We start from the raw sequence: 22,166 nt of genomic DNA, 5'->3' as shown, positions 1-22,166 counted from the left end.
CCCGGCGCAGCCCCAGCCGCCGCGGCGCCCGGCGTAGTTCCAGGCACCCCGCCCCGCGCCCTGCCGCCGCCCCCGAAACCATCGAAACCGCAGAAGCGGACGCACGCCAAGACGCGCTCCGAATGCTAGAGTGAAAGAAGGGCGCGGAGATGCCGCGCCAACCATCTTGGAGGGAGCAGCAATGCGCGTCGCCATCGCATCGGATCACGGCGGGTTCGACCAGAAGGGCGAGATCGCCCGCTACATGCAGGATGAGCTGGCTTGCGAGGTGACGGACCTCGGCCCCGACACGGGCGATTCCGTCGATTACCCGGACTTCGCGGCGAAGGTGGCCCATGCGGTCGCCAACGGCGAGGCGGACTACGGTGTGCTCATCTGCGGCACGGGCATCGGCATGGCGCTCTCGGCCGACAAGGTGCCGGGCGTCCGCGCCTCGTCGATCACCTCGGTGCCGTTTGCCGAGCTCTTCCGTCAGCACAACAACGGTAACGTCGTGTGCCTCTCGGGTCGCTTCGTCGACGTCGAGGACAACGAGGCCATCGTCAAGGCGTTCCTCACCACGGACTTCGAGGGCGGCCGCCACGAGCGCCGCGTCGCCAAGATCATGGAGCTCGACGAGGAGTAGCGGCCCAAAGAACGCCCGGTGCCGCCTTACCGGCACCGCTTTGAGACGAGGAGTGCCGATCATGTCCGTTTCGTTTGACCCCGAGCGCGTGACGCTCGTCGATCACCCGCTCGTACAGCACAAGCTCTCGATCCTGCGCGACAAGCGCACGGGAACCAAGCAGTTCCGCGACCTCATCGGCGAGCTCGCCCTGTTCGAGGGCTACGAGGCCACGCGCGACCTGCCGCTCGAGGACGTCCAGGTGGAGACGCCCATCTGCGCGGCACCGTGCAGGCAGCTCTCCGGCCGCAAGCTCGCCATCGTGCCCATCCTGCGCGCGGGGCTCGGCATGGTGGACGGCCTGCTCGAGCTCGTGCCCGCCGCGCGCGCGGGGCACATCGGCATGTACCGCGACGAGGAGACGCACGAGCCCCACGAGTACTACTGCAAGCTGCCGGTCGACGTGGACCAGCGCATCTGCCTGCTCGTCGACCCTATGCTCGCCACGGGCGGGTCGGCGACGGCGGCTCTCGGCTACCTGCGCAAGCAGGGCGTGCGCGACGTGCGCCTGCTCTGCATCGTGGCGGCGCCCGAGGGCATCGCCGCGGTCCAGGAGGCCGACCCGGACGTGCACATCTACACCTGCGCGATCGACGAGGGCCTGAACGACGCGGCCTATATCGTGCCCGGCCTGGGCGACGCGGGCGACCGCATCTTCGGCACGCTGTAGCATGTAAAAATACCCCTGGGGTAATTTGACATTCGATGGGAGGGGAGGCGCGGTGCCGGAACTCGATTTGGCTCAACAGTGGCCCGCGGCCGTCGTGGGCGTCATCACCGGCCTCCTCGCCTTCGCCCCGCTCGCGCTCGCGGTCGTGCCCGTCATGTCGCGGCGGCGCGCGGCGAACATGGTCATGGGGATGGTGGGCGTGGCATCGTCGTTCGCCATCCTGTTCCTGGGCGTGCTCGTCGCATGGGTCGTGGCGCGCGACGCCTTCCTTGCGTACTTCCTGGGCGAGCTCGTGGGGTTCGTGGGCAGCATCATCGCCCTCTCCCTCGCCGCCATCGCCCGCGGCGATTTCTGGTAAGCCGCCTTCCCCGTCCCCGGCGCCCGCCCTCGCCCTCCCGCGCCGAGCACACGCGCCCACGCGGCCGAAAAACGTGTGGCAAGTATGTGATTTTGCAACATTTGGCCAGCTAGTTTAGCCACGAAAACACCTTGACTTTGGGGGGCGGCAGACTAATATATGGTGAGCCTGAGCCTATGCCCTCGTGCAGGGGCTTCGTCGGGTACCGGATGCGGCGACGCCGCCTCCCCGACGTCTCCATGCTGGCGGCATGCGCTCGCGCCCGGTGTCCCGCCGGGCGGGTACATAGCATTTCAGGGAACGGTTCGGCGACGTCGGGCACCTCGCCGGCCGTGGAAACCCTTCGGCGCCGGCGCGCCGGTGGATAGGAGAGTGTGATTTTGGACGCGTTTTCCAAGCTGCCCGAGGCGATCAACGAGCTCGTCGCCGAGTTCTCTTCGGATCCGGTCTTCGGCACGCTCGACGCGGGTCTCACCCAGTACTCGCTTTGGCTCCTCATCGCCGCGGTCGTGCTCTTGATCATCGTCGGCGTGTTCGTGAAGAAGCAGACGCTCGTTCCCAAGGGCGTGTTCGTCAACGGCGTCGAGTACGTGGTCGAATATGTCGAGAACGACGTGGCCAAGGGCGTGGTCGGCACGGATTGGCGCCGGCACTTCCCGTTCCTCGCCACGATCTTCTTCTTCATCCTCGTGAACAACTTCATCGGCCTCATCCCGGGCATGAAGCCGGGCACGGGCGCCATCGGCTGCACCGCGGCGCTCGCCCTCGTGACGTTCATCTACTTCATCTACTTCGGTTGCAAGAAGCACGGGGTCCTCGGCTACCTCAAGAGCCTCGCGCCCGCGGGCGTCGCGTTCCCCATGAACGTGTTCGTGTGGGTCATCGAGGTGTTCTCGCTTTTGCTGCGCCCCATCACGCTGGCCATCCGTCTGTTCTGCAACATGTTCGCCGGGCACATCGTCATGGGCTCGTTCTCCCTCATGGCCACGATCTTCGCCCAGCCGCTCTTGGAGCACTTCACTGCCATGAACGCGGTGGGCGCGCTCCCGAGCATCGCATGGCTGCTCATCTTGCTCATCATCTACGTCGTCGAGTTCATCGTGGCGTTCGTGCAGGCGTACGTGTTCACCGTCCTGGCCGCGGTCTACATCCAGATCGCGGAGGCGGATGCCCACTAGCGCGCCCGGCGCGCCTAAGAGGTGACCCGGGCGGCGAGCGCCGCCCCGTCCATAGGTTGGAGTCCCGCGCCATACCGGCGCATGACAAAGGAGGAATTGTGGGAGTTATCGGATACGGTCTCGGTGTTATCGGTGCCGGCCTTGCCATCGGCCTTGCGGCGTTCGGCGCCACGAGCGCCATGGCGCGTCAGCCCGAGGTTCAGGGCCGCGCGTTCACGGTCTTCATCCTGGCGTCCGCCTTCACCGAGGCACTCGGCCTCATCGGCTTCGTCGTGACCCTCATTGCCTAGGAACGCCCCAGCGTGTGGCATAAGGAGCACATCATGAAGTTCACACATCGCATTGCCGGCGTCGCCGCGACCACCGCGTGCGCCGCGCTCTGCGCTCCGGTCTCGGCGTTTGCCGAGGAGGCGGGCGGTGCGAGCATCCTCATCCCCAAGATGGCGGAGTTCGTCCCCGCGCTCATCGCGTTCCTCATCATCTGGGTCGTCCTGGCGAAGGTCGCCTGGCCGCAGATCCTCGCGATGATGGATGAGCGCAGCAAGCGCATCGAGGAGAGCCTCGATGAGGCCGAGCGCACCAAGAAGCAGGCCATCGCGGACCGCAAGGCGTCGGACGACATGCTCACCGACGCGCGCCGCCAGGCTGCGGACATCGTGCTCGCGGCTCGCCAGGACGGCGAGGCCGAGCGCCAGCGCATCGTGGCCGCCGCGCACAAGGAGGCCGAGGCGATCATCGCCAAGGCGCATCGCACGGTCGAGGACGAGCGCCAGGCGCTCTACGCCGACGCGGCCGCATCCATCGCGGATCTCTCCGTGTCGGTGGCGTCCAAGATCGTCGAGAAGACGCTGGACGAGGATGGCGAGCAGCGCCGTCTCATCGAGCGCTACATCAAGGAAGCGGGTAGCCTGAATGCCAGCAACTAGCCGCAGGGAGATGAGGGTTCTCGAGACCTATGCGCGCGCATTGCTCGAGGCCGCGAAGACCGAGGGCCGCGTGTTCGAGGACCTGAAGCACCTCGACGCGATCGCCTCCTCGGCTCCCGAGGTCATCGAGGTGCTTCGGACGCTCGTCGAGCGCGACCAGCTCGACCTGCTGCCGAAGATCGCCGAGACGTACCGCGCCATGACGGAGGAGGACGCCGACATCGTGGGCGTGACCGTCACGACGGCGGTGCCGCTCGATGAAGACCTCCGTGCCGACATCACCAAGCAGCTCGAGGGCGAGCTCGGCACGCAGGTGTTCCTCATCGAGCGCGTGGACCCGTCCATCATCGGCGGCATCGTGCTCGAGATGCGCGGCCAGCGTCGCGACATCTCGGTCAAGACGCAGCTCCGCGCGGCTCGCGAGTCCCTTTCCTCCGTCCATCTGGACGACGAATCGCATGGAGGTGAAACCGCCCATGTCTGAGAAGATCGACGCGCAGTCCATCGCGCGCGCCCTCGCCGATAGGCTCGATAGCCTGGCGGCGACCGTCGACACCCAGGAGGTGTCCCACGTCGACGAGGTCGGCGACGGCATCGCGCGCGTCTCCGGCTTGCGCAACGCCATGGCCGGCGAGCTCTTGGAGTTCAAGAGCGTCGAGACGGGTGGAACCGTGTACGGCCTCGCGCAGAACCTTGACCGCGACGAGGTCGGCGCCGTGCTCTTCGGCGAGGTCGACACCATCGCCGAGGGCGACGAGTGCCGCACCACCGGCCGCATCATGGACATCCCCGTGGGTCGCGGCATGCTCGGCCGCGTGGTGAACCCGCTCGGCCAGCCCATCGACGGCCTGGGTGACATCCGCACCACGCACCGCCGCCCCATCGAGTTCAAGGCGCCCGGCGTCATCGACCGCACGCCGGTGTGCGAGCCGCTCCAGACGGGCTTGCTCGCCATCGACGCGATGATCCCCATCGGCCGCGGCCAGCGCGAGCTCATCATCGGCGACCGCAAGACGGGCAAGACCGCCATCGCCATCGACGCCATCATCAACCAGCGCGGTAAGGGCATCATCTGCATCTACGTCGCCATCGGCCAGAAGGCCTCCACGGTGGCGAACATCCGCGAGACGCTCTCGAAGCACCAGGCGCTCGATTACACGGTGATCGTCTCGGCCACCGCCGCCGACTCCGCGCCGCTGCAGTACATCGCCCCCATGGCGGGCGCCGCCATCGGCGAGTTCTTCATGTACAACGGCCGCGACGGCAAGCCGGCGAGTGCCGAGAACCCGGGCGGGCACGTGCTCGTGATCTACGACGACCTGTCCAAGCAGGCCGTGGCGTACCGTCAGATGTCGCTCACGCTGCGCCGCCCGCCGGGACGCGAGGCCTACCCGGGCGACATCTTCTACCTGCACTCGCGCCTGCTCGAGCGCTCCTGCAAGCTCTCCGAGGAGCACGGCAGCGGTTCCATGACCGCCCTGCCGCTCATCGAGACGCAGGACGGCGACGTCTCGGCGTACATCCCCACGAACGTGATCTCCATCACCGATGGCCAGATCTACTTGCAGAGCGACCTGTTCTTCCAGGGACAGCGCCCCGCGGTGGACGTGGGCATCTCGGTGTCGCGCGTGGGCGGCGCCGCCCAGACCAAGGCCATGAAGCAGGTCGCGGGCAACCTGCGCCTCGACCTCGCTGCCTACCAGGAGCTCCAGGGCTTCGCGCAGTTCGGCAGCGACCTCGACGCCACCACGCAGAAGCAGCTCACGCACGGCTCGCGCATGACCGAGCTCCTGAAGCAGCCGCGCTTCAAGCCGTTCGACGTGGCCGAGCAGATCGTGGCGCTCTATGCGGGCAACGAGGGCTACCTCGACGACCTGCCGCTCTCCCAGGTGATCCCGTTCCGCGACGAGCTCCTGGAGCAGATGCGCAACTCGTTCGGCCCGGTGCTCACGCGCCTGCGCAGCGAGAAGATCGAGGGCGACCTCAAGGGACGTCTCGACAACGCCATCCGCGATTTCAAGACGCAGTTCGTGTCCAAGCACGCGGTCGACTCCGCGTCTGCGGACGACGAGCCCGGCGCAGAGGAGCGCTAACCCCATGGCGAACCTTCGCGACATCAGGAAACGCATCTCGTCGGTTCAGAGCACCGAGCAGATCACGCGCACGATGGAGATGGTCTCGACGGCTAAGATCCGCCGTGCCCTCGATCGCTCGGTGCAATCCGAGCCCTACAAGGAAGCGCTCACCGATGTCATGCTCACGGTGGCGCAGGACGCCGAGGTCGCGGGCAGCAACCCCATGCTCAAGCGCCGCGAGACCATGAAGCGCTGCCTCGTCATCGCCGTCGCGTCCGACCGCGGCCTCGCGGGCGGCTTCAATGTGTCGGTGACGCGCGAGGCCGAGAAGCTCATGGCCTCGTGGAACCGCCTGGGCGCGGAGGCCCAGATCATCACCTGCGGCCGCCGCGCGAGCGACTACTTCCGCAACCACCCGGGCCTCGTGATGCACTTCGCGGGCACTTCGGCGGACCCGGACCTGCAGCAGGCGCGCATGATCTCGAGCTACGTCTGCCGCGAGTACGAGGCCGAGAAGCTCGACCGCGTGGTCATCGTCTACCATCACGCGAAGAACCGCGTGGACCAGGAGCTGCGCGTCGAGACGCTGCTGCCGCTCGACCCCGAGGCGATCGCGATGGCGCACGGCCCGCGCAAGAACACGGGCGAGGGGCCGGAGCGCGTCTCGTCCTCGTTCAAGTTCGTGCCCTCGGCCGAGCACGTGCTGGGCGAGCTCGTACCGAGCTACATCCTGACCGTCATCCACCAGGCGCTCATCGACTCCGCCGCTGCCGAGCAGGGCGCGCGCCGCAAGGCCATGCACTCGGCGACCGAGAACGCCACGGCGATCGTCGCCACGTTGACGCGTACGTACAACCGCGTGCGCCAGGCATCCATCACCACCGAGATCAACGAGATCGTGGGCGGTGCCTCAGCATTGGAGGAACAGCAATGATTGACCCGAGCATGAAGACGGCCATCGAGGAGGCCGGACAGGTCCGCTCCGCCGGCTCCGGCCGCATCGTGCGCATCATCGGCGCCGTGGTGGACGTGCAGTTCACCGGCCAGGTGCCCGGCATCTACAACGCGCTCACCGTCGAGGCCGACACCCCGATGGGGCACATCAGCACGGTCCTCGAGGTCGAGAGCCAGCTGCCGGGCGGCGTGGCCCGCTGCGTGGCCATGACCTCCACGGACGGCCTGCAGCGCGGCCTCGAGGCGGTGGACACCGGCGAGCCCATGAAGATGCCCGTCGGCCCCGAGACCCTCGGCCGCGTGTGGAACGTGCTGGGCAAGCCGGTGGACGGCAAGCCCATGCCCGAGGTGGAGGGCTATTACCCCATCCACCATCCCGCGCCGCACTTCGACGAGCTCACCACCCAGACCGAGATCTTCGAGACGGGCATCAAGGCCGTCGATCTGCTCGAGCCCTACATCCGCGGCGGCAAGACGGGCCTCTTCGGCGGCGCCGGCGTGGGCAAGACGGTGCTCATCCAGGAGCTCATCAACAACCTCGCGCAGGAGCACAACGGCACGTCGGTCTTCACCGGCGTGGGCGAGCGCACGCGCGAGGGCACCGACCTCTACCTCGAGATGACCGAGTCGGGCGTCATCGACAAGACCTGCCTGGTCTACGGCCAGATGAACGAACCCCCGGGAGCGCGCCTGCGCGTGGGCCTCGCCGGCCTCACCGCGGCCGAGTACTTCCGCGACCGCGGCCAGGACGTGCTGCTGTTCATCGACAACATCTTCCGCTTCTCGCAGGCGGGCTCCGAGGTCTCGGCCCTGCTGGGCCGCATGCCCTCCGCCGTGGGCTATCAGCCCACCCTCGCCACCGAGATGGGCGACCTGCAGGAGCGCATCACCTCCACCAAGACCGGCTCCATCACCTCGGTGCAGGCGGTCTACGTGCCCGCCGACGACCTCACGGATCCGGCGCCGGCCACGACCTTCACCCACCTCGACGCCCAGACGGTGCTCTCGCGCTCCATCGCGGCGCTCGGCCTCTACCCGGCCATCGACCCGCTCGCATCGAGCTCCGACGCGCTCGACCCGAGCATCGTGGGCGAGGAGCACTACCGCGTGGCGGTGAAGGTGCAGGAGATCCTGCAGGAGTACTCCGACCTGCAGGACATCATCGCCATCCTGGGCATGGACGAGCTCTCCGAGGAGCAGCGCCTCACGGTCGACCGCGCCCGCAAGCTGCAGCAGTTCCTCTCGCAGTCGTTCCACGTGGCCGAGAAGTTCACCGGCAACCCCGGTGTGTACATCCGCGTCGAGGACACCGTGCGAAGCTTCGCCGCCATCGTCGACGGCGAGTGCGACGACATCCCCGAGCAGGCGTTCCGCTACGCCGGCACCATCGACGACGTGCGCGAGCGCGCTGAGAAGATGAAAGCGAGCGAGTAGCCATGCGTGTGCGCATCGTATGCCCGGAACATAACGCGTACGAGGGCGGGGCCGTGTTCGTGGCGCTGCCCACGACCGACGGCGAGCTGGGCGACGCCCCGCTCCATGCGAGCGAGATCTGCTCGGTGGCCTCGGGGTACGTGCGCCTGTGCGACGAGCGTATGGGCGAGGTGAGCCACACGTTCGCCGTGGATGGCGGTTATGCCGAGATCACGGGCGACGAGGTGGTCATCCTGGCCGAGCGCGCCAAGGACATGGCGTCCGTCTCGCCCGACGAGGTGCGCGAGCGCCTGCGCGGATTTGAAGAACAATTGGGCAATTTGTCCGCAGATGATGCACGCCGCGCATATCTCTATAATGAAATCGCATGGTGCAAGCTGCTGTGCTCGAAGTAGCGCGCTGCTTACCCCACGAGTGAATGCGAACGTGCCATGCCCGGAGCCGCATCGGTTCCGGGCATGGTTGTGAAAGGCGGCTTTGTGAACATCATCCGCGTCCATGGCGGGCATGCCCTTGAGGGGGCCGTCGAGGTCTCCGGGGCGAAGAACTCCGCGTTGAAGCTCATGGCGGCGACGCTGCTCGCGCCGGGCGCAACGACGCTCACCAACGTCCCCAACATCTCCGACGTCCATGTGATGGGCAAGGTACTCAAGGGGCTGGGCGTGCGCATCGACGTGCTCGATGAGCACACGCTGCGCATCGACACCTCCACGGCCGATAGCTGGGAGGCGCCGTACGAGCTCGTCGCGAAGATGCGCGCCTCGACCGCCGTCATGGGACCCCTGCTCGGTCGCTTCGGCCGCGCGAAGATCGCCATGCCGGGCGGCTGCAACCTCGGCGCCCGCAAGATCGACATGCATATCCTCGGCCTCGAGGCGCTCGGCGTGAACTTCGACACCGATCACGGCTACATCCATGCCGCCGCGCCTGACGGCCTCACCGGCTCCATGGTCTCGCTCGAGTTCGCGAGCGTGGGCGCCACGGAGAACCTCATCATGGCGGCCGTCCGCGCCCGCGGCACGACGATCATCGACAACGCCGCGCGCGAGCCCGAGATCGTCGATCTGGCGAACATGCTCAACGAGATGGGCGCCAAGATCACGGGTGCCGGCACGCCGGTCGTCACGATCGAGGGCGTCGAGGAGCTGCATCCCGTGGAGCACCGCGTGATCGGCGACCGCATCGAGGCGGGCACCTTCGTGGTGGCGGCCGCCCTCGCCGCGGGCGACGCGGGCGTGGAGGTGCTGGGCTTCAGCCCGGTCCATCTGGGCATGGTGTTCAAGAAGCTCGAGCTCATGGGCCTGCGCTACGAGCGCTTGGAGAGCGGCGTGCACGCTTGGCGCATCGACCGCCCGGCGCCCACGGACATCCAGACGCTCCCGTTCCCCGGGTTCCCCACCGACATGCAGGCGCAGGTCATGGCGCTCGCCGCGCTGGCCGACGGCGTCTCGGTCATCACGGAGAACATCTTCGAGAACCGCTTCATGTTCGCATCCGAGCTCGTGCGCATGGGCGCGAACATCCGCATCGAGAGCCATCACGCCATCGTGCACGGCGTCAAGCGCCTGTCCGGCGCCGAGGTGGTCTCGCCCGACCTGCGCGGCGGCGCCGCCCTCGTGCTGGCGGGCCTCGTGGCCGATGGCTTCACCGACGTCTCGGCCACGCACCATATCCGCCGCGGGTACGAGCGGTTCGTTGACAAGCTGACAGGGCTGGGGGCGAAGGTAGAAAGCCTGTCGCTGCCCGATCCCGAGGACGATTAGGTAGGGTGCCCATGGGGATTCGCCATAAACGCGCGGTACAGCAGTCGAGGCAGACGTCCTCGGCCACCGCGAGCCGCATCTACAGCCGCAAGAACGTCTCGCGCTATTCCGAGCGTGCGCGGAAGCGCCGCAGGGGCAGGATCATCCGCCGCAGCATCGTGTGCTCGCTGCTCATCATGCTCATCACCGCGGGCAGCGCGATGGCGCTGTGGTTCAACAGCATCGTCGCGCGCCTGAACGACGCCGGCATCATCACCGACGAGCTCCGCGCGGTGCTCGTCGACTCCGACGTGGCCCGCGAGCCGTTCTACATGCTGCTGCTGGGCACCGACGGCCGTCCCGGTGAGGACACCTACCGCACCGACTCCATCATCCTGGCGCGCATCGACGCCACGAACCAGCAGGTCACGCTCATCTCCATTCCGCGCGACACGAAGGTCGAGTACAAGGGCAGCACGATGAAGATCAACGCGGTCTTCACGTACGGCCAGATGGACGACGGCAACGGCGCCGAGGAGATGGTCGAGGCCGTGAACGAGCTCTGCGGCGTCCAGATCTCGGAGTACGCGGAGATCAACTTCAGCGGCATGGAGGCGCTCATCGACGCCGTGGGCGGCATCGACCTCTACATCCCCGAGGGCGACGCGGTCGAGGGCGACGAGCACCTGAGCGTGGACGTGCCCTCCGGCCAGCAGCACCTCGACGGCGAGCACGCCCTCGCGTTCGCCCGCTCGCGCTACCTCTACGCCGACGGCGACTACACCCGCATGCGCCACCAGCGCATGGTGCTCGGCGCCCTGGCGGACAAGATCTTGAACAGCCTCGACGTGAGCACCATCCCCGCGATCCTCAACTCGCTGGCCGATATGGTGCACACGTCGCTCTCCGTGAACGACATCATCGCGCTCGTGAACGCCATGCGCGGTATGGACACGGACTCCATGTACTCGGCGAACATCCCCTCGTGGGCGGGCGACGACACCTACATCGACGGCCAGAGCTACGTGTTCGTCTACGAGGACGACCTGCGCGAGATGATGGAGCGCGTCGATGCCGGCGAGGATCCGCAGGGCCCGCAGACCATGGGCCAGGGCGGCGATAGCTCGGCGACGATCGGCGACCTCTCGGATAACTCGAGTGACGACTGGTCGAACGGAACGGCCACGACGAGCGGCGACGCTAGCTCGGATGACGTTGGGGACAGTTCGGAATGATCCATCGACGCCACTCGCTTTCATAGTATAGATAGGGCAGGGCTCGCGCGAAATCGCGGGCCCTGCCCTCGTTGTATACGGGTCTATGGGAGCGTGCTGCACGATCGATGCCGGCGGCACGATGCATTGTCAGGATCGGTGCGCTAGGCGGTGTCCAATTCATTCATCGGCAACGAAGCGAATGGGATTTGGTCGGTCATTTCGGTTTGCCATAGGCTGAATACTGAAAGGGGCCGAACATGGTGGATCGCCTGGTCATAATTCTCAGCGCGCTCAACCAGAGCGGCGAACCGGTGAGTATTGCATCTCTAGCTGAGCTCGCTGGCGTTTCATCCCGCACGATTTATAACGATATATCGCGCATCAACGACAAGCTTGAAGAGGCGGGGTACGCCGGTGTCAGCATCAAACGTGGTGAGGCTGTACTCTCACAGCAAATCGGTGTCGACGTGGCTAGGGTCGTTGTTGGAGGGGAGTCAATCTACTCGAACCGCACACTGCGTCGTAAACGCATCGCTGAGCTCAGCTTGATGCTGCCCGACTGCTTTAGCGTCGCTGATATAGCACGGCACTTTGATCTTTCTCGGAACACAATCTTGCGTGACTTTGAAGCGCTCGTGCCGACTTACGGTTTCTATCGGCTTCGCCTCGAGGGGGAGCACTTCCGCGGGTATCGCATTGACGGCTCAGAGCCTGATGCTCGTCGAATGCTCGTGCAGTTGATTCAGGATGATCCAACGTTTATCGATCAAGAGACCACGCCGGCAGAGCGTGCTTTTCTCGAGCGTGTACGCAGCGTAATAACAACCTACACAAAGGAACTCGGCGTTCGCCTAAGCGACTCATCCTTTGAGTTTCTTGAAGCTGCTTTCTTTGCGGTACGTAAACGTCTTGATATTGGCAAAGGTCTCAATGATGGCGAGACATCGTTTGACGAGCTGCCCACAAAGGAACTCGATCTAGTGACTGCAAATGCTTCGGACCTCTCACGGTTGTTTTGCCATCAACTCGATCGCTGCGAGCTTGTTTACATCGCCGAGTACCTCGCCTCCGCCTCCGGAATTGACCAGAAGGACTCTCTATCCGAGAACTGGATTCGCTTTGGCTTTCTGGTTGAACAGCTTATCGAGGATGTGGGCGATCGATACCCGGCAGCAGCCTTTCTCGATGACGAGCAGCTATTCAGTGGTCTCATGAACCATCTACGCCCGGCGTACCATAGAGCGCTTATGGGAATTCATATCGATAATCCTCTGTACGATCTCGCGGTTGGCGAGTACGCGGATCTGGATCGCGTCGTCCAGGATGCGCTCGAACCCGTTCAGCACGAGCTGGGTGTCGAGTTCATCGAACAGGAACGAGCATACTTCACCCTGTTTTTTGCTGCCTCCATCGAACGAAACCGGCGCCTGCTGCACCGTCCGCGCGTCGCTCTGGTTTGTGGGACAGGGCGTGCTACATCGGAGATCATTCGCGCCCGTCTGGCCAGTCGATTTGATGTCGAAATCGCCGGCACGTTCGGTTCCCGCGAGATTGGGTCTTGGCTCGCGCAGCACGAGGTTGATATTGTGCTCACTACTGTTCCCATCGGGCTGCCCGACCAAAATGTGCTCGTTGTCGATTCGTCATTCACCCAAGGGGATGAGGAGCGCTTTGGCCAGGCGCTGGCTCGTCTTGCCCGCAACGAGCGACGCGCGCTGCGGCATTCTGAGGCATCGGAGCCATCGGAGCCATCGTGTGTCTCTGATGATGTGGATGTCGAGGCCTTCACAGAGGGTCGTCAACGCGCCGCGCTTTCACTGAATGAGGTTCTGCCCCCGCAGGCGGTCAGTCTAGGGTTCTCTGCATGTGACAAGGTGGACGCTGTTCGGGAGGCGGGCAGGCTTCTTGTGGAGAACGGGTTTGCCGACCTCTCATACGTCGACGCAATGGTTGAAAACGCCTCGTCGAACGGGGTGTATATCGTAGTCGCGCCTGGCGTGGCGTTCCCGCACGCTGCAAGCGAGCGTGGTGCTCGCCGCGTCGGGTTCAGCGTGGTAACCCTCAAGCAGCCAGTAGCTTTTGGCAATTCGATTAACGACCCGGTGCGTCTGTGCATCGGACTTTGCATGATCGACCACCAATCCCATCTCAAGCCCCTGGCAGAGCTCGTTAGCGTACTTAATGATCCTTCGGCGGTCGCCCGGATTGTGGAGGCGCAGACGGTACGCGATGTCATGGACGTTTTGCTCGAACCACACAAGCCCGCATCTGGAAGCGGGCGACAAGTCTAGGAGGGAGGTGCTGCATGAAATATCTTGAACATGGGCTTCTTCAGCTTAAGGCTGACGTGACGTCTCCCGAGGCGGCAATCCGTTGTGCGGGTGGCTTACTGGTGGCGAATGGCCTCGTTGACGAGCGATACATCGACGCGATGATTGCTTCGTATCACACGAACGGGGCTTACTTCGTCATTGCGCCGCATATCGCCATTCCACACGCGCGACCAGAAGATGGAGCCCGGGAATCCGGTGTGTCGTTCGTCTCGCTGGCGCACCCCATCGCATTTGGGAGTTCAGCGAATGATCCAGTTGATTTGGTATTCGGGCTTGCTGCGCATTCGGGATCAGAGCACCTGAAGCTCATACAGCGGATTGTGGCTCTGCTCAACGATGCCCGATGCGTCGAAGCGTTGCGGGCGATGGACAACCCGATTGAAATGGAGAGTTTGATCAAGGGGGTACGCGCATGAAGATTTTAGCAGTCTGCGGGTTGGGTCAGGGTACGAGTCTCATCCTGCGTATGAATGTCGAGTCGGTTCTCGAGCAAATGGGAGTCGATGCTGATGTGGAGCACATCGACGTCTCGTCGGCGAAAAGCATGCCAGCCGACTTGATTCTCACTACGAATGAGCTTGCCGATACGTTGCGCGAGAGCGGCTCAGAAGTTCCCATCGCAATCGTAAACAACTATTTCGATCAGGCCGAGATTACGCAGGCACTCACCGACGCCTTCGCGACGATGAGCAAGTAGAGAGGGGTGCATCGTGGAAGTATTCACCTGGATAGCCGATAACATCTTTGGAACGCCGGCGATCATGCTCGGAGCCATCGTACTCGTTGGCCTGTTGCTGCAGAAGAAGGATTTCAGTCATGTGATGATGGGAACCTGCAAGGCCATCATCGGCTTCCTCATCATCAATTCGGGATCGAATATCATCACCGGAGCGTTGAACATTTTCAGCCCGGTGTGGCAGGAGGTCTTCGGGTTGCAGTCGACCGCGCTCGCCAACTACCTGGGCCAGGATGCGTTTAGCACTCAGTTCGGAAGTGCTGTCACGCTGGCAATGACGCTCGGCTTCCTGATTAATGTGCTGCTTGCGCGCTTTACGCCGTTCAAGTACATCTACCTGACTGGTCATATGATGTTTTGGACTACGACGATCTTCGCCGGCATCGCTGTGCAGGCGGCGGGCGGCTCCGTGGGCTTCTGGCCGCTTACCATATTCCTGTCGGTCATCATGGGTTTGTATTGGACGTTCCAGCCTGCCATCATCCAGCCCCTCGTGCGCAAGATTACTGGCAACAACAATGTTGCGCTTGGTCACACCTCGGCTAGCGCGGGCCTGCTTGCCGCGTTGGCCGGCAAGCTTTTCGGCAACAAGAACTCCGATGCCGAGCATATGAACCTGCCCAAGAAGCTCGAATTCCTGCGCGACTCTAACGTCATCACGGCGTTGACTATGGCGGTGCTCTTCGTGATTGGCGGTGCCATCGTGCTTACCAGGGACACCGAAACCGCCCAGGCGCTCATCGCTTCCGCTGGCTCACAGAACTTCATTGTGTACGTGATCGTCCAATCCTTCACGTTCGCTGCAGGTATCGCGGTTGTGCTGACAGGCGTGCGCATGTTCATCGGTGAGATTGTCCCAGCATTCAAGGGAATTGCGACCAAGATCGTCCCCGGTGCCATCCCGGCTCTCGATTCGCCTATCCTCTATCCGTTTGCTCCCAACTCGGTCACCCTCGGCTTCGTTGGTGCCTTCGTGGGTGCCATCATCTGGATGGTCGTCCTGGGCAGCACTGTGGGGTATGTATTCGTTCCGCCCATGATCGCGCTATTCTTCCATGGTGCTGTCGCCGGTGTGTTCGGCAATAAGATGGGCGGTATCCGAGGAGCCCTTATCGGCGGCTTCGCATGCGCGACCTTGCTCGCATGGGGTCAGTACGTCATGGTTACGTTCTTCATCGGCACCACGATTCCCGATACCGCTCTGTGGGCGGCGGACTGCGACATGTTCATCCTCGGACCGATTGTAGGTTTGCTTGCGTCGCTGCTCTTCTAACGGAGCAATGTTCGGTCGTACCGAGATACAAGGAGGTTGATATGTCATTCGCAAGGACGTTTTTTGGCGACATTCCCACTAGTCAGCTGGGATTCACCTACTCGCACGAGCATATCGTGTGCCTGCCCGGGCATTGGGTCGAGCGGGGCGAGACCGATTTGCTGCTCGACGATCCCGCGAAGTCCGAATTGGATGTCGAGGAATTTGTGCAGGCTGGCGGCAAGACCATTGTTGATGCCACCGCGGTGGACTATGGGCGCTGCGTGGAGGATGTTGCCGGGATTGCGCGGCGCACCGGCGTCCAAGTCATCGGTACGGGTGGCTTCAACAAGGGATTTCTTTGGGATGCCCGGCTCACGCGGAGATTGCGCGGCATAGTGGGGAATTTCGATACCTATGGGGAGTGGATTGAGGAACGGTCTATCGATGAGCTGGCAGCCTTCGTTGTGAAGGAGGTTGAAGAAGGTCTAGAGGGAACTTCGTATCGCGCCGGGCAGATTAAGTTTGGCACGGGGTACAACAGTATCTCACCGCTCGAGGAGAAGACTATCCGGGCGGTCGCACGCGCGTTTCACGAGACGAAGGCGCCTGTCCATGCGCATACCGAGGCGGGTACGATGGCGCTCGAGCAAATTGAGATTTTGCGCAGTGAGGGAGTGCCTCTCGACTGCGTGTCCTTTGGGCATATGGACCGCAATCTGGATACGTACTACCACAAGAAAATCGCCGAGACGGGCGCGTTCCTGTGCTTCGACGGCATCAATAAGACCAAGTACGCTCCCGAGACCGCTCGCACGGGGGCGATTCTCGCCCTCGTCAAGGCTGGCTACGAAGATCAGATTCTCATCAGTGGTGACACCGCGCGCAGAAGCTACTACCGTCATTACGATAACGGACCAGGGCTTTCGTTTATCAAGGAGAAATGGATTCCGCGCTTCATCGAGGAAGCGGGTGAGGCGGGGTTCGACGGCGAGGCGCTTGTCGTAAAGTTTTTCGTTGCGAACCCTGCGCGCTGCTTCGCGTTCAAGGAGTAGACGCAATGGGACGCGAGGAGAAGCAGATGGCGGGTGTCGACAGGGGCACCGTTGGTGTCATGGCGGAGAGCTCGAAGCTACATATGGGGTATGCGGAGGAGACCTGTTTCACCATTGGGAAGCGCATTGCTGCGGACGTGCCGGTCATCCTACCGGTGGGAGCGGTCGAGGCTCACGGGCCGCACCTTCCTCTTGAGACCGACAACCTGCTCGCCGCTCGTTATGCGCGTCGTCTAGCCGCGCTTGTAAACGGTCTGGTGTTACCCACGCTGCCGTTCGGCCAGGTGTTTAGCCTTGGAGACTTTCCTGGTAGCCTGAGCCTGTCGAACGAGACGCTCACCCGCATTGTGGTCGAACTCGGTGAGGGTTTGTATCGACAGGGCGTCCGCATTTTTGTGTTGTTCAGCGCGCATCTGGGTAACCTGACCGCGCTGAAGGAGGGGGCACGTGAGCTATGGGCGCGCCATCGGGACATGTGCACGCTGCACATGTTTTATCCCGACCTTCAGAAGCTCGCCGCAAACGTGCGCGAAAGCCCGGCGGCACATGTGAGCTACATCCACGCCTGCGAGATAGAGACATCACTCATGCTCTATCTGGCTCCCGAGCATGTCGATATGGCTAAGGCTCTGGCTGAGGATCCAAAGCTGCCGATTGACGCAGATTACACGCCGACGCCATGGAGTGAATTCACCCAGACTGCAGTGCTCGGAAACGCGCGACTTGCAACCGAAGAGAAGGGTCGCTACCTAATAGAGGAGACTCTTAAGCGTGCCGCAGCGATTGTCGAATATGAGAAGGAGCGTGTGCGCTCCGTTTCGTGAGAAGGCGAATGCCGATCCCGGTGTAAGCTGCGATATGCCAAAGCAGCGCCCGACACCATGGCGGTGGGTACCGTGGTGTCGGGCGTCGTGCTATATCGGGCGAGGGAGTGGAGGGCCTCGCGGTATGCGTTCCCGTTCAGCGTTGGGCTGATGGCATGCGGGAGCGATGAGCTGTTAGGCGAAGCGCGCCACGAGCTCCTCGAGGACGTCCACCATCGCCTCGAGCGACGAGACGGGGATGAACTCGTTGACCCCGTGGAACGCGAAGCCGCCGGTCGAGAGGTTGGGGCAGGGAAGCCCGCGGAACGAGAGCTGCGCGCCGTCGGTGCCGCCGCGGATGGGCAGCACGCGCGGCTCGACGCCGGCGGCGGTGAAGGCCTCCTTCGCGCGTTCGATGAGCTCGGGGTGGTCGGAGACGACCTCAGCCATGTTGCGGTACTCCCGGCGCACCTCCACGCGCACGCGCTCCGTGTCGAGCTCGGCGTTCAGGAACGCCGCCGCGCGCTCCATGAGGGCGATCTTTTCCTCGAAGAGCCCCGCGTCGTGGTCGCGCACGATGTAGCGGGCGCACGCGCGCTCGCAGGTGGCGGAGACGCCGAGCAGGTGGATAAAGCCCTCGTAGCCCTCGGTGTGCTCGGGGCGCATCGCGGCGGGCAGCAGGGCGTGGAAGGCGCAGAACAGGTTCGCGGCGTTCACCATGCGGTTCTTCGCGTCACCGGGGTGGATGGAGTAGCCCTGGAACGTGACGGTGACCTCGCAGGCGTTGAAGCACTCCCACTCGAGCTCGCCGATGGGCCCGCCGTCGACGGTGTAGGCATACGTGCAGCCGAACGCCTCCAGGTCGAGGAGGGCGGCGCCGTGCCCGATCTCCTCGTCCGGGCAGAAGCATATGCCCAGGCGCGGATGCGGCAGCTCCGGGTGCGCGGCCAGGCGCGCGACGAGCGCCATGATCTCGGCGACGCCCGCCTTGTCGTCGGCGCCCAGAAGCGTCGTTCCATCGGAGCAGACGAGGTCCTCGCCCACGAGCCCGTCGAGCACGGGGAGCTTGTCGGGGCCGATGGCGACGAGGGTGCCCGCATGCTCGCCGCAGATGAGGTCCCCGCCCGCGTAGTGCACGATGTGCGGCTTCACGCCGCGTCCGGGCGCCGCCTCCGTGGTGTCGATGTGCGCGATGAGCCCGAGGGCGGGTAGGTGCTCCGCGCCGGGGCTTGCCGGGACGTGCGCGGTCACGTAGGCGTGCTCGGAGACCGCGACGTCCTCGGCGCCCAGTTCATGCAGCTCGTCTGCGAGCACATGCGCGAGGTCGAACTGCTCCGGGGTCGAGGGGATCTGGTCGGCATGGGCGTCGCTCGACGGCGTATCGACCTGCACGTAGCGCAGGAAGCGCTCGAGGACGTCGGAGGGGGTGCGCTGGTCTGCCACGATGATGCTCCTTTCCTGGGCGGGTTGGAGCCTGAGCGCCCGCCCGCCGTTCGCATGGTTCCACTCTAGCACGCGCCGCCGCAGGGGATGGAGCCGCGGCGCGCCCCGCCCAGCGCGCGGCACTGCTGCGGCGTGTGCGACTCCGGTGCAGTGGGGCAGAGCGGCGGGTCATTGGGGTACAATCGTGCGGAAATCACGACGATGGGAGCATTTCATGGATACCACCGCGGCCTCGCAGGAGCTGCACCTCACGATGTCGAACGAGGACTACCTCGAGTGCCTCGTCCGCATCGAGGAGGAGGGGAAGGCGACGGACGGCATGCGCTCCGTGGATGTGGCGACGCGCCTCGGCGTCTCGAAGGCGTCGGTCAACAAAGCCATCACCGCGCTCAAGGCGCAGGGCCTCGTCGAGCAGTCGCACTACGGCAAGATCGCCCTCACCGACCAGGGGCGCGAGATCGGCAACGCCGTGTGGAGCCGCCACCGCTTGCTCCGCGCGTTCCTCACCGAGGAGCTCGGGGTTGACTTCGACCGTGCCGACGCCGAGGCATGCAAGATGGAGCACGCCCTTTCGGAGGACACCATGGAGCGCTGGCTCTCGTATCTACAGCACCAGGGCATCGCGTTCGAGGGAGATCGATCCTAGATGGCGCAGACGGACTACTTCGACCGTGCGGGCGCGCGCGAGCTCATGGAGCGCTTGCAGCGCGAGACGCTCCTTGCGCAGGGTCCCATGGGCACGATGCTCATGAGTGAGCCCGACGCGGGCGGCGTTCCCGCTGCCTTCTGGAACCTCGCCGAACCCCAGGCCGTGCAGCGCCTGCACCGCCTCTATGCGGCGGCGGGCGCGCAGGTCATGCTCACGAACACGTTCCAGGCGTCCGCCCCGGCGCTCGAGCGGGACGGCATCGCGCGCGCTATGGCCGAGGTGAACCGCGCCGCCGTCGATAACGCGCGCGCGGCGGGGAGCCTTCCCGTCGTCGGCTCCATCGGCCCCTGCGGCATCGAGTGGTTCCGCGAGGATTCCCCGGAGTACCGCGCCGCCCGTGCCGCGTATCGCGACCAGGCGCTCGCGCTGCTCACCGCAGGCGTCCCGGCCATCATGCTCGAGACCTTCTGCTCCATCCGCGACCTCGGCCCCGCGCTCACAGGCGCGCGCGACGTCGCGGACGGCATGCCGGTGCTCGTGAGCTTCGCGGTCGACGAGGACGGCTGCCTGCTGGGGGACGGCCTCACCATCGAGGGTGCCGCCGTGTACGCCGAGCAGCACGGGGCGAGCTCGGTCGGGGTGAACTGCTGCTCCATCGAGGCCGCCGACGTCGCGCTCCCGCGCCTGCTGCACGCCGCGCGCACCCCGGTGTCCGTGCGGCCGAATGCGGGGAATCCCGCGCGCACGGAGGACGGCGCTCTCGTCTGGCCCGTCTCCGCGGAGCGCTTCGCCCAGGCATGCGTGCGCTGGCGCGATGCGGGCGCGCGCCTTGTGGGGTGCTGCTGCGGCGGCACGCCCGCCACGACGGCGGCCATGGCGGACGCGCTTATATAACACGCGCATATACATAAGAAGCGGTGGCCCGCGCGGTCGCTTCCGCAGAGACGGTGTGCGGCGCACGGCTGCCACGGATGTTGGGTATATGGATGGTGCGGCACCGCGGCGCGGGGCTGAGTTCCGCATGCCGCGATACCGCATATCCGCAACAGCATCCAAGGAGTGCATGCTCGATGAGCACGATGATTCACCTGTCTGCCGACGGTTGGTACACGCGCGTCGACGATGAGGCAATCGAGGTAGATCTCGCACGCATCGCCGATGCCGTCGGCGGGCTTTGGTCGCAGGCAGCCCCGGGCGCCCTCGTCTACGTGGCGTTCGACACACGCGCCGCGGCGGAGCGCCTCGCCTGCCTGGTGGGCAGGATCCTCGCCGGGCACGGGCTCGCCGCGAAGGTGTCCGACCGGTTCGCGCCCACCCCGGCGCTGGCGTGGACGGTGGCGCAGGACGCGCGCGCTTGCGGCGGCATCATGGTGACGGGCTCGCATCATCCGTACGACTACCTGGGCGTGCGCATTTACGGGAGCGACGGCGTCGCGGTGACGCGCGAGGCATCCGACGAGATCGAGCGCAACGTGTCCGCCGAGCCCATCGGCGTGTACGGGGGCATCCACCGCACCGACATCGTCACGCCCTACCTGGACGCGCTCTGCGCATCGGTGGACGGCGTCGCCATCGCGCAGGCAGGACTCTCGGTGCTCTACGACCCGCTCTACGGGGCCGGTCGCACCTATCTGCCCCAGGTCATGAGCGCGCTCGGCATCAACGTGGCCGAGATCCACGGCTCCGACGACGAGGACACCCTGGACGTGCACCCCGAGCCCGTCGAGCCCTGGGTGGACGATTGCGAGCGTGCGGTTATGGAGACCAATGCGTGCGCGGGCTTCGTCACCGATGGCGACGCGGACCGCCTGAGCGCCGTCGATGAGCGCGGGCGGTTCATCAGCCCGCGCATGATCGCGACGCTCGTGCTCAAGCATCTCGTCGAACACCGCGGCCAGACGGGTCGCGTCGTCCTGGGCGTCGCGGCGTCGACGCTCACGCGGCGCATGGCACGCGCGCTCGGCTGCCGCGTGACCATGAAGCCCACCGGTTTCGAACATATATATAAGGAAGCGTTGAAGGGCGACGTGCTGCTGGGCGTCGAGGGCCGGACGGGCATCTGCGTACCCACCCATATGCTCGAGCGCGACGGCCTGCACATCGCGCTGCTGCTCTGCGAGCTCATGGCGGTCGAGGGCAAGCCGCTCGGGCAGATCGTCGACGAGGTCGAGCAGGAGTACGGCGCCATGGCCTACGCGATGCGCGACCTGCGCGTCGAGAACGAGGTGAGCGAGATCTTCCGCACGATGCTGCCCGGGCTCAATCCCCGCACCGTCGCGGGACGAGTGCCGGTCGCGGTGAGCCACATGGACGGGCTCAGGCTCGAATTCGAGGATGAGTCGTGGGTGCTCCTGCGACCGAGCCGTATGGATCCCGTGGTGCGCGTGTACGCGGAGGCCCCGACCGTGCAGGAACGCGACCAGCTGCTCGAGGCCGGCTGCGACATCGCGCGCGGTGAGGCGATCGATAATGGCGTCTGCTAAAGCTGAAGAAAAGGTCGGAGAAAGAATTTCAAATTCATCACGGGTTCGGCGAGCGGTAGCAAATAGTAGACGAGCGTTTTCGAAACACTATATATAGTGGTCGAAAGCACTTCAAAGGGCTCAATTGTGTAGGAGATATGGAGGGCAACATCCCCGCTTGCGCCCGCCGGGATTTCTGGCATTATATCTCCTTG

At 64.7% G+C, this 22,166-nt stretch carries 24 protein-coding genes; 22 read left to right on the top strand and 2 right to left on the bottom strand.

Annotated features, from left to right (window positions below):
* Positions 1–181: 181 nt before the first annotated feature.
* The 19 genes from rpiB to BN423_RS09595 all read left to right on the top strand — a co-directional run bounded on the left by rpiB (position 182) and on the right by BN423_RS09595 (position 17,418).
* Complete coding sequence (rpiB, locus tag BN423_RS09685; protein WP_019240051.1) at positions 182–625, top strand: ribose 5-phosphate isomerase B; 444 nt, start codon at positions 182–184, stop codon at positions 623–625.
* A 61-nt stretch (positions 626–686) separates the two neighbouring features.
* A complete protein-coding gene (gene upp, locus BN423_RS09680) occupies positions 687–1,334 on the top strand; it encodes a uracil phosphoribosyltransferase (RefSeq protein WP_019240050.1) in 648 nt (215 codons plus the stop codon).
* Positions 1,335–1,401: 67 nt separating this feature from the next.
* Positions 1,402–1,692, top strand: a complete 291-nt coding sequence (locus BN423_RS09675; RefSeq protein ID WP_232385565.1) for a hypothetical protein — start codon at positions 1,402–1,404, stop codon at positions 1,690–1,692.
* A gap of 380 nt (positions 1,693–2,072) precedes the next feature.
* Positions 2,073–2,870, top strand: coding sequence for a F0F1 ATP synthase subunit A (atpB, locus tag BN423_RS09670; protein ID WP_019240048.1), 798 nt, complete (start codon positions 2,073–2,075; stop codon positions 2,868–2,870).
* A 98-nt stretch (positions 2,871–2,968) separates the two neighbouring features.
* Positions 2,969–3,160: an ATP synthase subunit c family protein gene (locus BN423_RS09665; protein ID WP_019240047.1), complete on the top strand. Its 192-nt coding sequence runs from the start codon at positions 2,969–2,971 to the stop codon at positions 3,158–3,160.
* A gap of 33 nt (positions 3,161–3,193) precedes the next feature.
* Positions 3,194–3,796, top strand: a complete 603-nt coding sequence (atpF, locus tag BN423_RS09660; protein WP_019240046.1) for a F0F1 ATP synthase subunit B — start codon at positions 3,194–3,196, stop codon at positions 3,794–3,796.
* A 10-nt stretch (positions 3,797–3,806) separates the two neighbouring features.
* Positions 3,807–4,280: an ATP synthase F1 subunit delta gene (gene atpH / locus BN423_RS09655; RefSeq protein ID WP_019240045.1), complete on the top strand. Its 474-nt coding sequence runs from the start codon at positions 3,807–3,809 to the stop codon at positions 4,278–4,280.
* Entirely contained in the window at positions 4,273–5,889 is a 1,617-nt protein-coding gene (atpA, locus tag BN423_RS09650) for a F0F1 ATP synthase subunit alpha (protein WP_019240044.1), read from the top strand. The genes atpH and atpA overlap by 8 nt, the downstream gene beginning before the upstream one ends.
* A gap of 4 nt (positions 5,890–5,893) precedes the next feature.
* On the top strand, positions 5,894–6,805 hold the full coding sequence (gene atpG, locus BN423_RS09645) for an ATP synthase F1 subunit gamma (protein ID WP_019240043.1): 912 nt from the start codon (positions 5,894–5,896) through the stop codon (positions 6,803–6,805).
* Positions 6,802–8,259: a F0F1 ATP synthase subunit beta gene (atpD, locus tag BN423_RS09640; RefSeq protein WP_019240042.1), complete on the top strand. Its 1,458-nt coding sequence runs from the start codon at positions 6,802–6,804 to the stop codon at positions 8,257–8,259. Before atpG ends, atpD begins: the two co-directional genes overlap by 4 nt.
* A 2-nt stretch (positions 8,260–8,261) precedes the next feature.
* Entirely contained in the window at positions 8,262–8,654 is a 393-nt protein-coding gene (locus BN423_RS09635) for a F0F1 ATP synthase subunit epsilon (RefSeq protein ID WP_019240041.1), read from the top strand.
* A gap of 84 nt (positions 8,655–8,738) precedes the next feature.
* The gene (murA, locus tag BN423_RS09630) at positions 8,739–10,022 is read left to right on the top strand and encodes a UDP-N-acetylglucosamine 1-carboxyvinyltransferase (RefSeq protein ID WP_019240040.1); all 1,284 of its coding nucleotides are present in this window, start codon (positions 8,739–8,741) and stop codon (positions 10,020–10,022) included.
* Between the two features lie 11 nt (positions 10,023–10,033).
* Positions 10,034–11,236 (top strand): LCP family protein, encoded by a 1,203-nt coding sequence (locus tag BN423_RS09625; protein ID WP_019240039.1) that lies wholly within the window; start codon positions 10,034–10,036, stop codon positions 11,234–11,236.
* A gap of 239 nt (positions 11,237–11,475) precedes the next feature.
* The gene (locus tag BN423_RS09620; RefSeq protein ID WP_019240038.1) at positions 11,476–13,509 is read left to right on the top strand and encodes a BglG family transcription antiterminator; all 2,034 of its coding nucleotides are present in this window, start codon (positions 11,476–11,478) and stop codon (positions 13,507–13,509) included.
* A 14-nt stretch (positions 13,510–13,523) separates the two neighbouring features.
* On the top strand, positions 13,524–13,967 hold the full coding sequence (locus BN423_RS09615; RefSeq protein WP_019240037.1) for a PTS sugar transporter subunit IIA: 444 nt from the start codon (positions 13,524–13,526) through the stop codon (positions 13,965–13,967).
* Positions 13,964–14,248 carry a PTS sugar transporter subunit IIB gene (locus BN423_RS09610; RefSeq protein WP_019240036.1) on the top strand — a complete coding sequence of 95 codons (285 nt, stop codon included), beginning with the start codon at positions 13,964–13,966 and terminating at the stop codon, positions 14,246–14,248. The genes BN423_RS09615 and BN423_RS09610 overlap by 4 nt, the downstream gene beginning before the upstream one ends.
* A 13-nt stretch (positions 14,249–14,261) precedes the next feature.
* On the top strand, positions 14,262–15,560 hold the full coding sequence (locus BN423_RS09605) for a PTS ascorbate transporter subunit IIC (RefSeq protein WP_019240035.1): 1,299 nt from the start codon (positions 14,262–14,264) through the stop codon (positions 15,558–15,560).
* 41 nt (positions 15,561–15,601) lie between these two features.
* Complete coding sequence (locus tag BN423_RS09600) at positions 15,602–16,594, top strand: phosphotriesterase family protein (protein ID WP_019240034.1); 993 nt, start codon at positions 15,602–15,604, stop codon at positions 16,592–16,594.
* Between the two features lie 5 nt (positions 16,595–16,599).
* Positions 16,600–17,418, top strand: a complete 819-nt coding sequence (locus tag BN423_RS09595) for a creatininase family protein (RefSeq protein WP_019240033.1) — start codon at positions 16,600–16,602, stop codon at positions 17,416–17,418.
* 174 nt (positions 17,419–17,592) lie between these two features.
* On the opposite strand, the gene pepT is transcribed toward BN423_RS09595, so the two are convergent.
* Entirely contained in the window at positions 17,593–18,840 is a 1,248-nt protein-coding gene (gene pepT / locus BN423_RS09590; protein ID WP_019240032.1) for a peptidase T, read from the bottom strand.
* Between the two features lie 214 nt (positions 18,841–19,054).
* Between pepT and BN423_RS09585 the strand changes: the two genes are divergently transcribed.
* The 3 genes from BN423_RS09585 (at position 19,055) to BN423_RS09575 (ending at position 21,972) form a co-directional block, all read left to right on the top strand.
* Positions 19,055–19,486, top strand: coding sequence for a metal-dependent transcriptional regulator (locus tag BN423_RS09585; protein ID WP_019240031.1), 432 nt, complete (start codon positions 19,055–19,057; stop codon positions 19,484–19,486).
* On the top strand, positions 19,487–20,383 hold the full coding sequence (locus BN423_RS09580) for a homocysteine S-methyltransferase family protein (RefSeq protein WP_019240030.1): 897 nt from the start codon (positions 19,487–19,489) through the stop codon (positions 20,381–20,383). It abuts the gene before it with no gap.
* Between the two features lie 176 nt (positions 20,384–20,559).
* Positions 20,560–21,972 carry a phosphohexomutase domain-containing protein gene (locus tag BN423_RS09575; RefSeq protein WP_019240029.1) on the top strand — a complete coding sequence of 471 codons (1,413 nt, stop codon included), beginning with the start codon at positions 20,560–20,562 and terminating at the stop codon, positions 21,970–21,972.
* Here the strand turns inward: BN423_RS09575 and BN423_RS11835 are convergent.
* Positions 21,969–22,166, bottom strand: a 198-nt coding sequence (locus tag BN423_RS11835) for a hypothetical protein (protein ID WP_043360077.1), incomplete at its 5' end; no start/stop codon positions are given. The genes BN423_RS09575 and BN423_RS11835 overlap by 4 nt on opposite strands.

The organism is Enorma timonensis (assembly GCF_000321165.1).
Taxonomy (GTDB): Bacteria; Actinomycetota; Coriobacteriia; order Coriobacteriales; family Coriobacteriaceae; genus Enorma.
The sequence above is the reverse complement of the archived record's forward strand: the minus strand, read 5'-3'. Positions and strand labels throughout refer to the sequence as shown.

What these genes read in the sequence shown, in the direction of transcription:
- BN423_RS09625 (WP_019240039.1), top strand. Translation starts at nt 10,034, where the DNA reads ATGGGGATTCGCCATAAACGCGCGGTACAGCAGTCGAGGCAGACGTCC.
- BN423_RS09600 (WP_019240034.1), top strand. Translation starts at nt 15,602, where the DNA reads ATGTCATTCGCAAGGACGTTTTTTGGCGACATTCCCACTAGTCAGCTG.
- rpiB (WP_019240051.1), top strand. Translation starts at nt 182, where the DNA reads ATGCGCGTCGCCATCGCATCGGATCACGGCGGGTTCGACCAGAAGGGC.
- BN423_RS09610 (WP_019240036.1), top strand. Translation starts at nt 13,964, where the DNA reads ATGAAGATTTTAGCAGTCTGCGGGTTGGGTCAGGGTACGAGTCTCATC.
- atpD (WP_019240042.1), top strand. Translation starts at nt 6,802, where the DNA reads ATGATTGACCCGAGCATGAAGACGGCCATCGAGGAGGCCGGACAGGTC.
- atpH (WP_019240045.1), top strand. Translation starts at nt 3,807, where the DNA reads ATGAGGGTTCTCGAGACCTATGCGCGCGCATTGCTCGAGGCCGCGAAG.
- atpF (WP_019240046.1), top strand. Translation starts at nt 3,194, where the DNA reads ATGAAGTTCACACATCGCATTGCCGGCGTCGCCGCGACCACCGCGTGC.
- BN423_RS09615 (WP_019240037.1), top strand. Translation starts at nt 13,524, where the DNA reads ATGAAATATCTTGAACATGGGCTTCTTCAGCTTAAGGCTGACGTGACG.
- atpA (WP_019240044.1), top strand. Translation starts at nt 4,273, where the DNA reads ATGTCTGAGAAGATCGACGCGCAGTCCATCGCGCGCGCCCTCGCCGAT.
- BN423_RS09635 (WP_019240041.1), top strand. Translation starts at nt 8,262, where the DNA reads ATGCGTGTGCGCATCGTATGCCCGGAACATAACGCGTACGAGGGCGGG.
- BN423_RS09580 (WP_019240030.1), top strand. Translation starts at nt 19,487, where the DNA reads ATGGCGCAGACGGACTACTTCGACCGTGCGGGCGCGCGCGAGCTCATG.
- BN423_RS09620 (WP_019240038.1), top strand. Translation starts at nt 11,476, where the DNA reads ATGGTGGATCGCCTGGTCATAATTCTCAGCGCGCTCAACCAGAGCGGC.
- BN423_RS09575 (WP_019240029.1), top strand. Translation starts at nt 20,560, where the DNA reads ATGAGCACGATGATTCACCTGTCTGCCGACGGTTGGTACACGCGCGTC.
- BN423_RS09585 (WP_019240031.1), top strand. Translation starts at nt 19,055, where the DNA reads ATGGATACCACCGCGGCCTCGCAGGAGCTGCACCTCACGATGTCGAAC.
- upp (WP_019240050.1), top strand. Translation starts at nt 687, where the DNA reads ATGTCCGTTTCGTTTGACCCCGAGCGCGTGACGCTCGTCGATCACCCG.
- atpG (WP_019240043.1), top strand. Translation starts at nt 5,894, where the DNA reads ATGGCGAACCTTCGCGACATCAGGAAACGCATCTCGTCGGTTCAGAGC.
- BN423_RS09595 (WP_019240033.1), top strand. Translation starts at nt 16,600, where the DNA reads ATGGGACGCGAGGAGAAGCAGATGGCGGGTGTCGACAGGGGCACCGTT.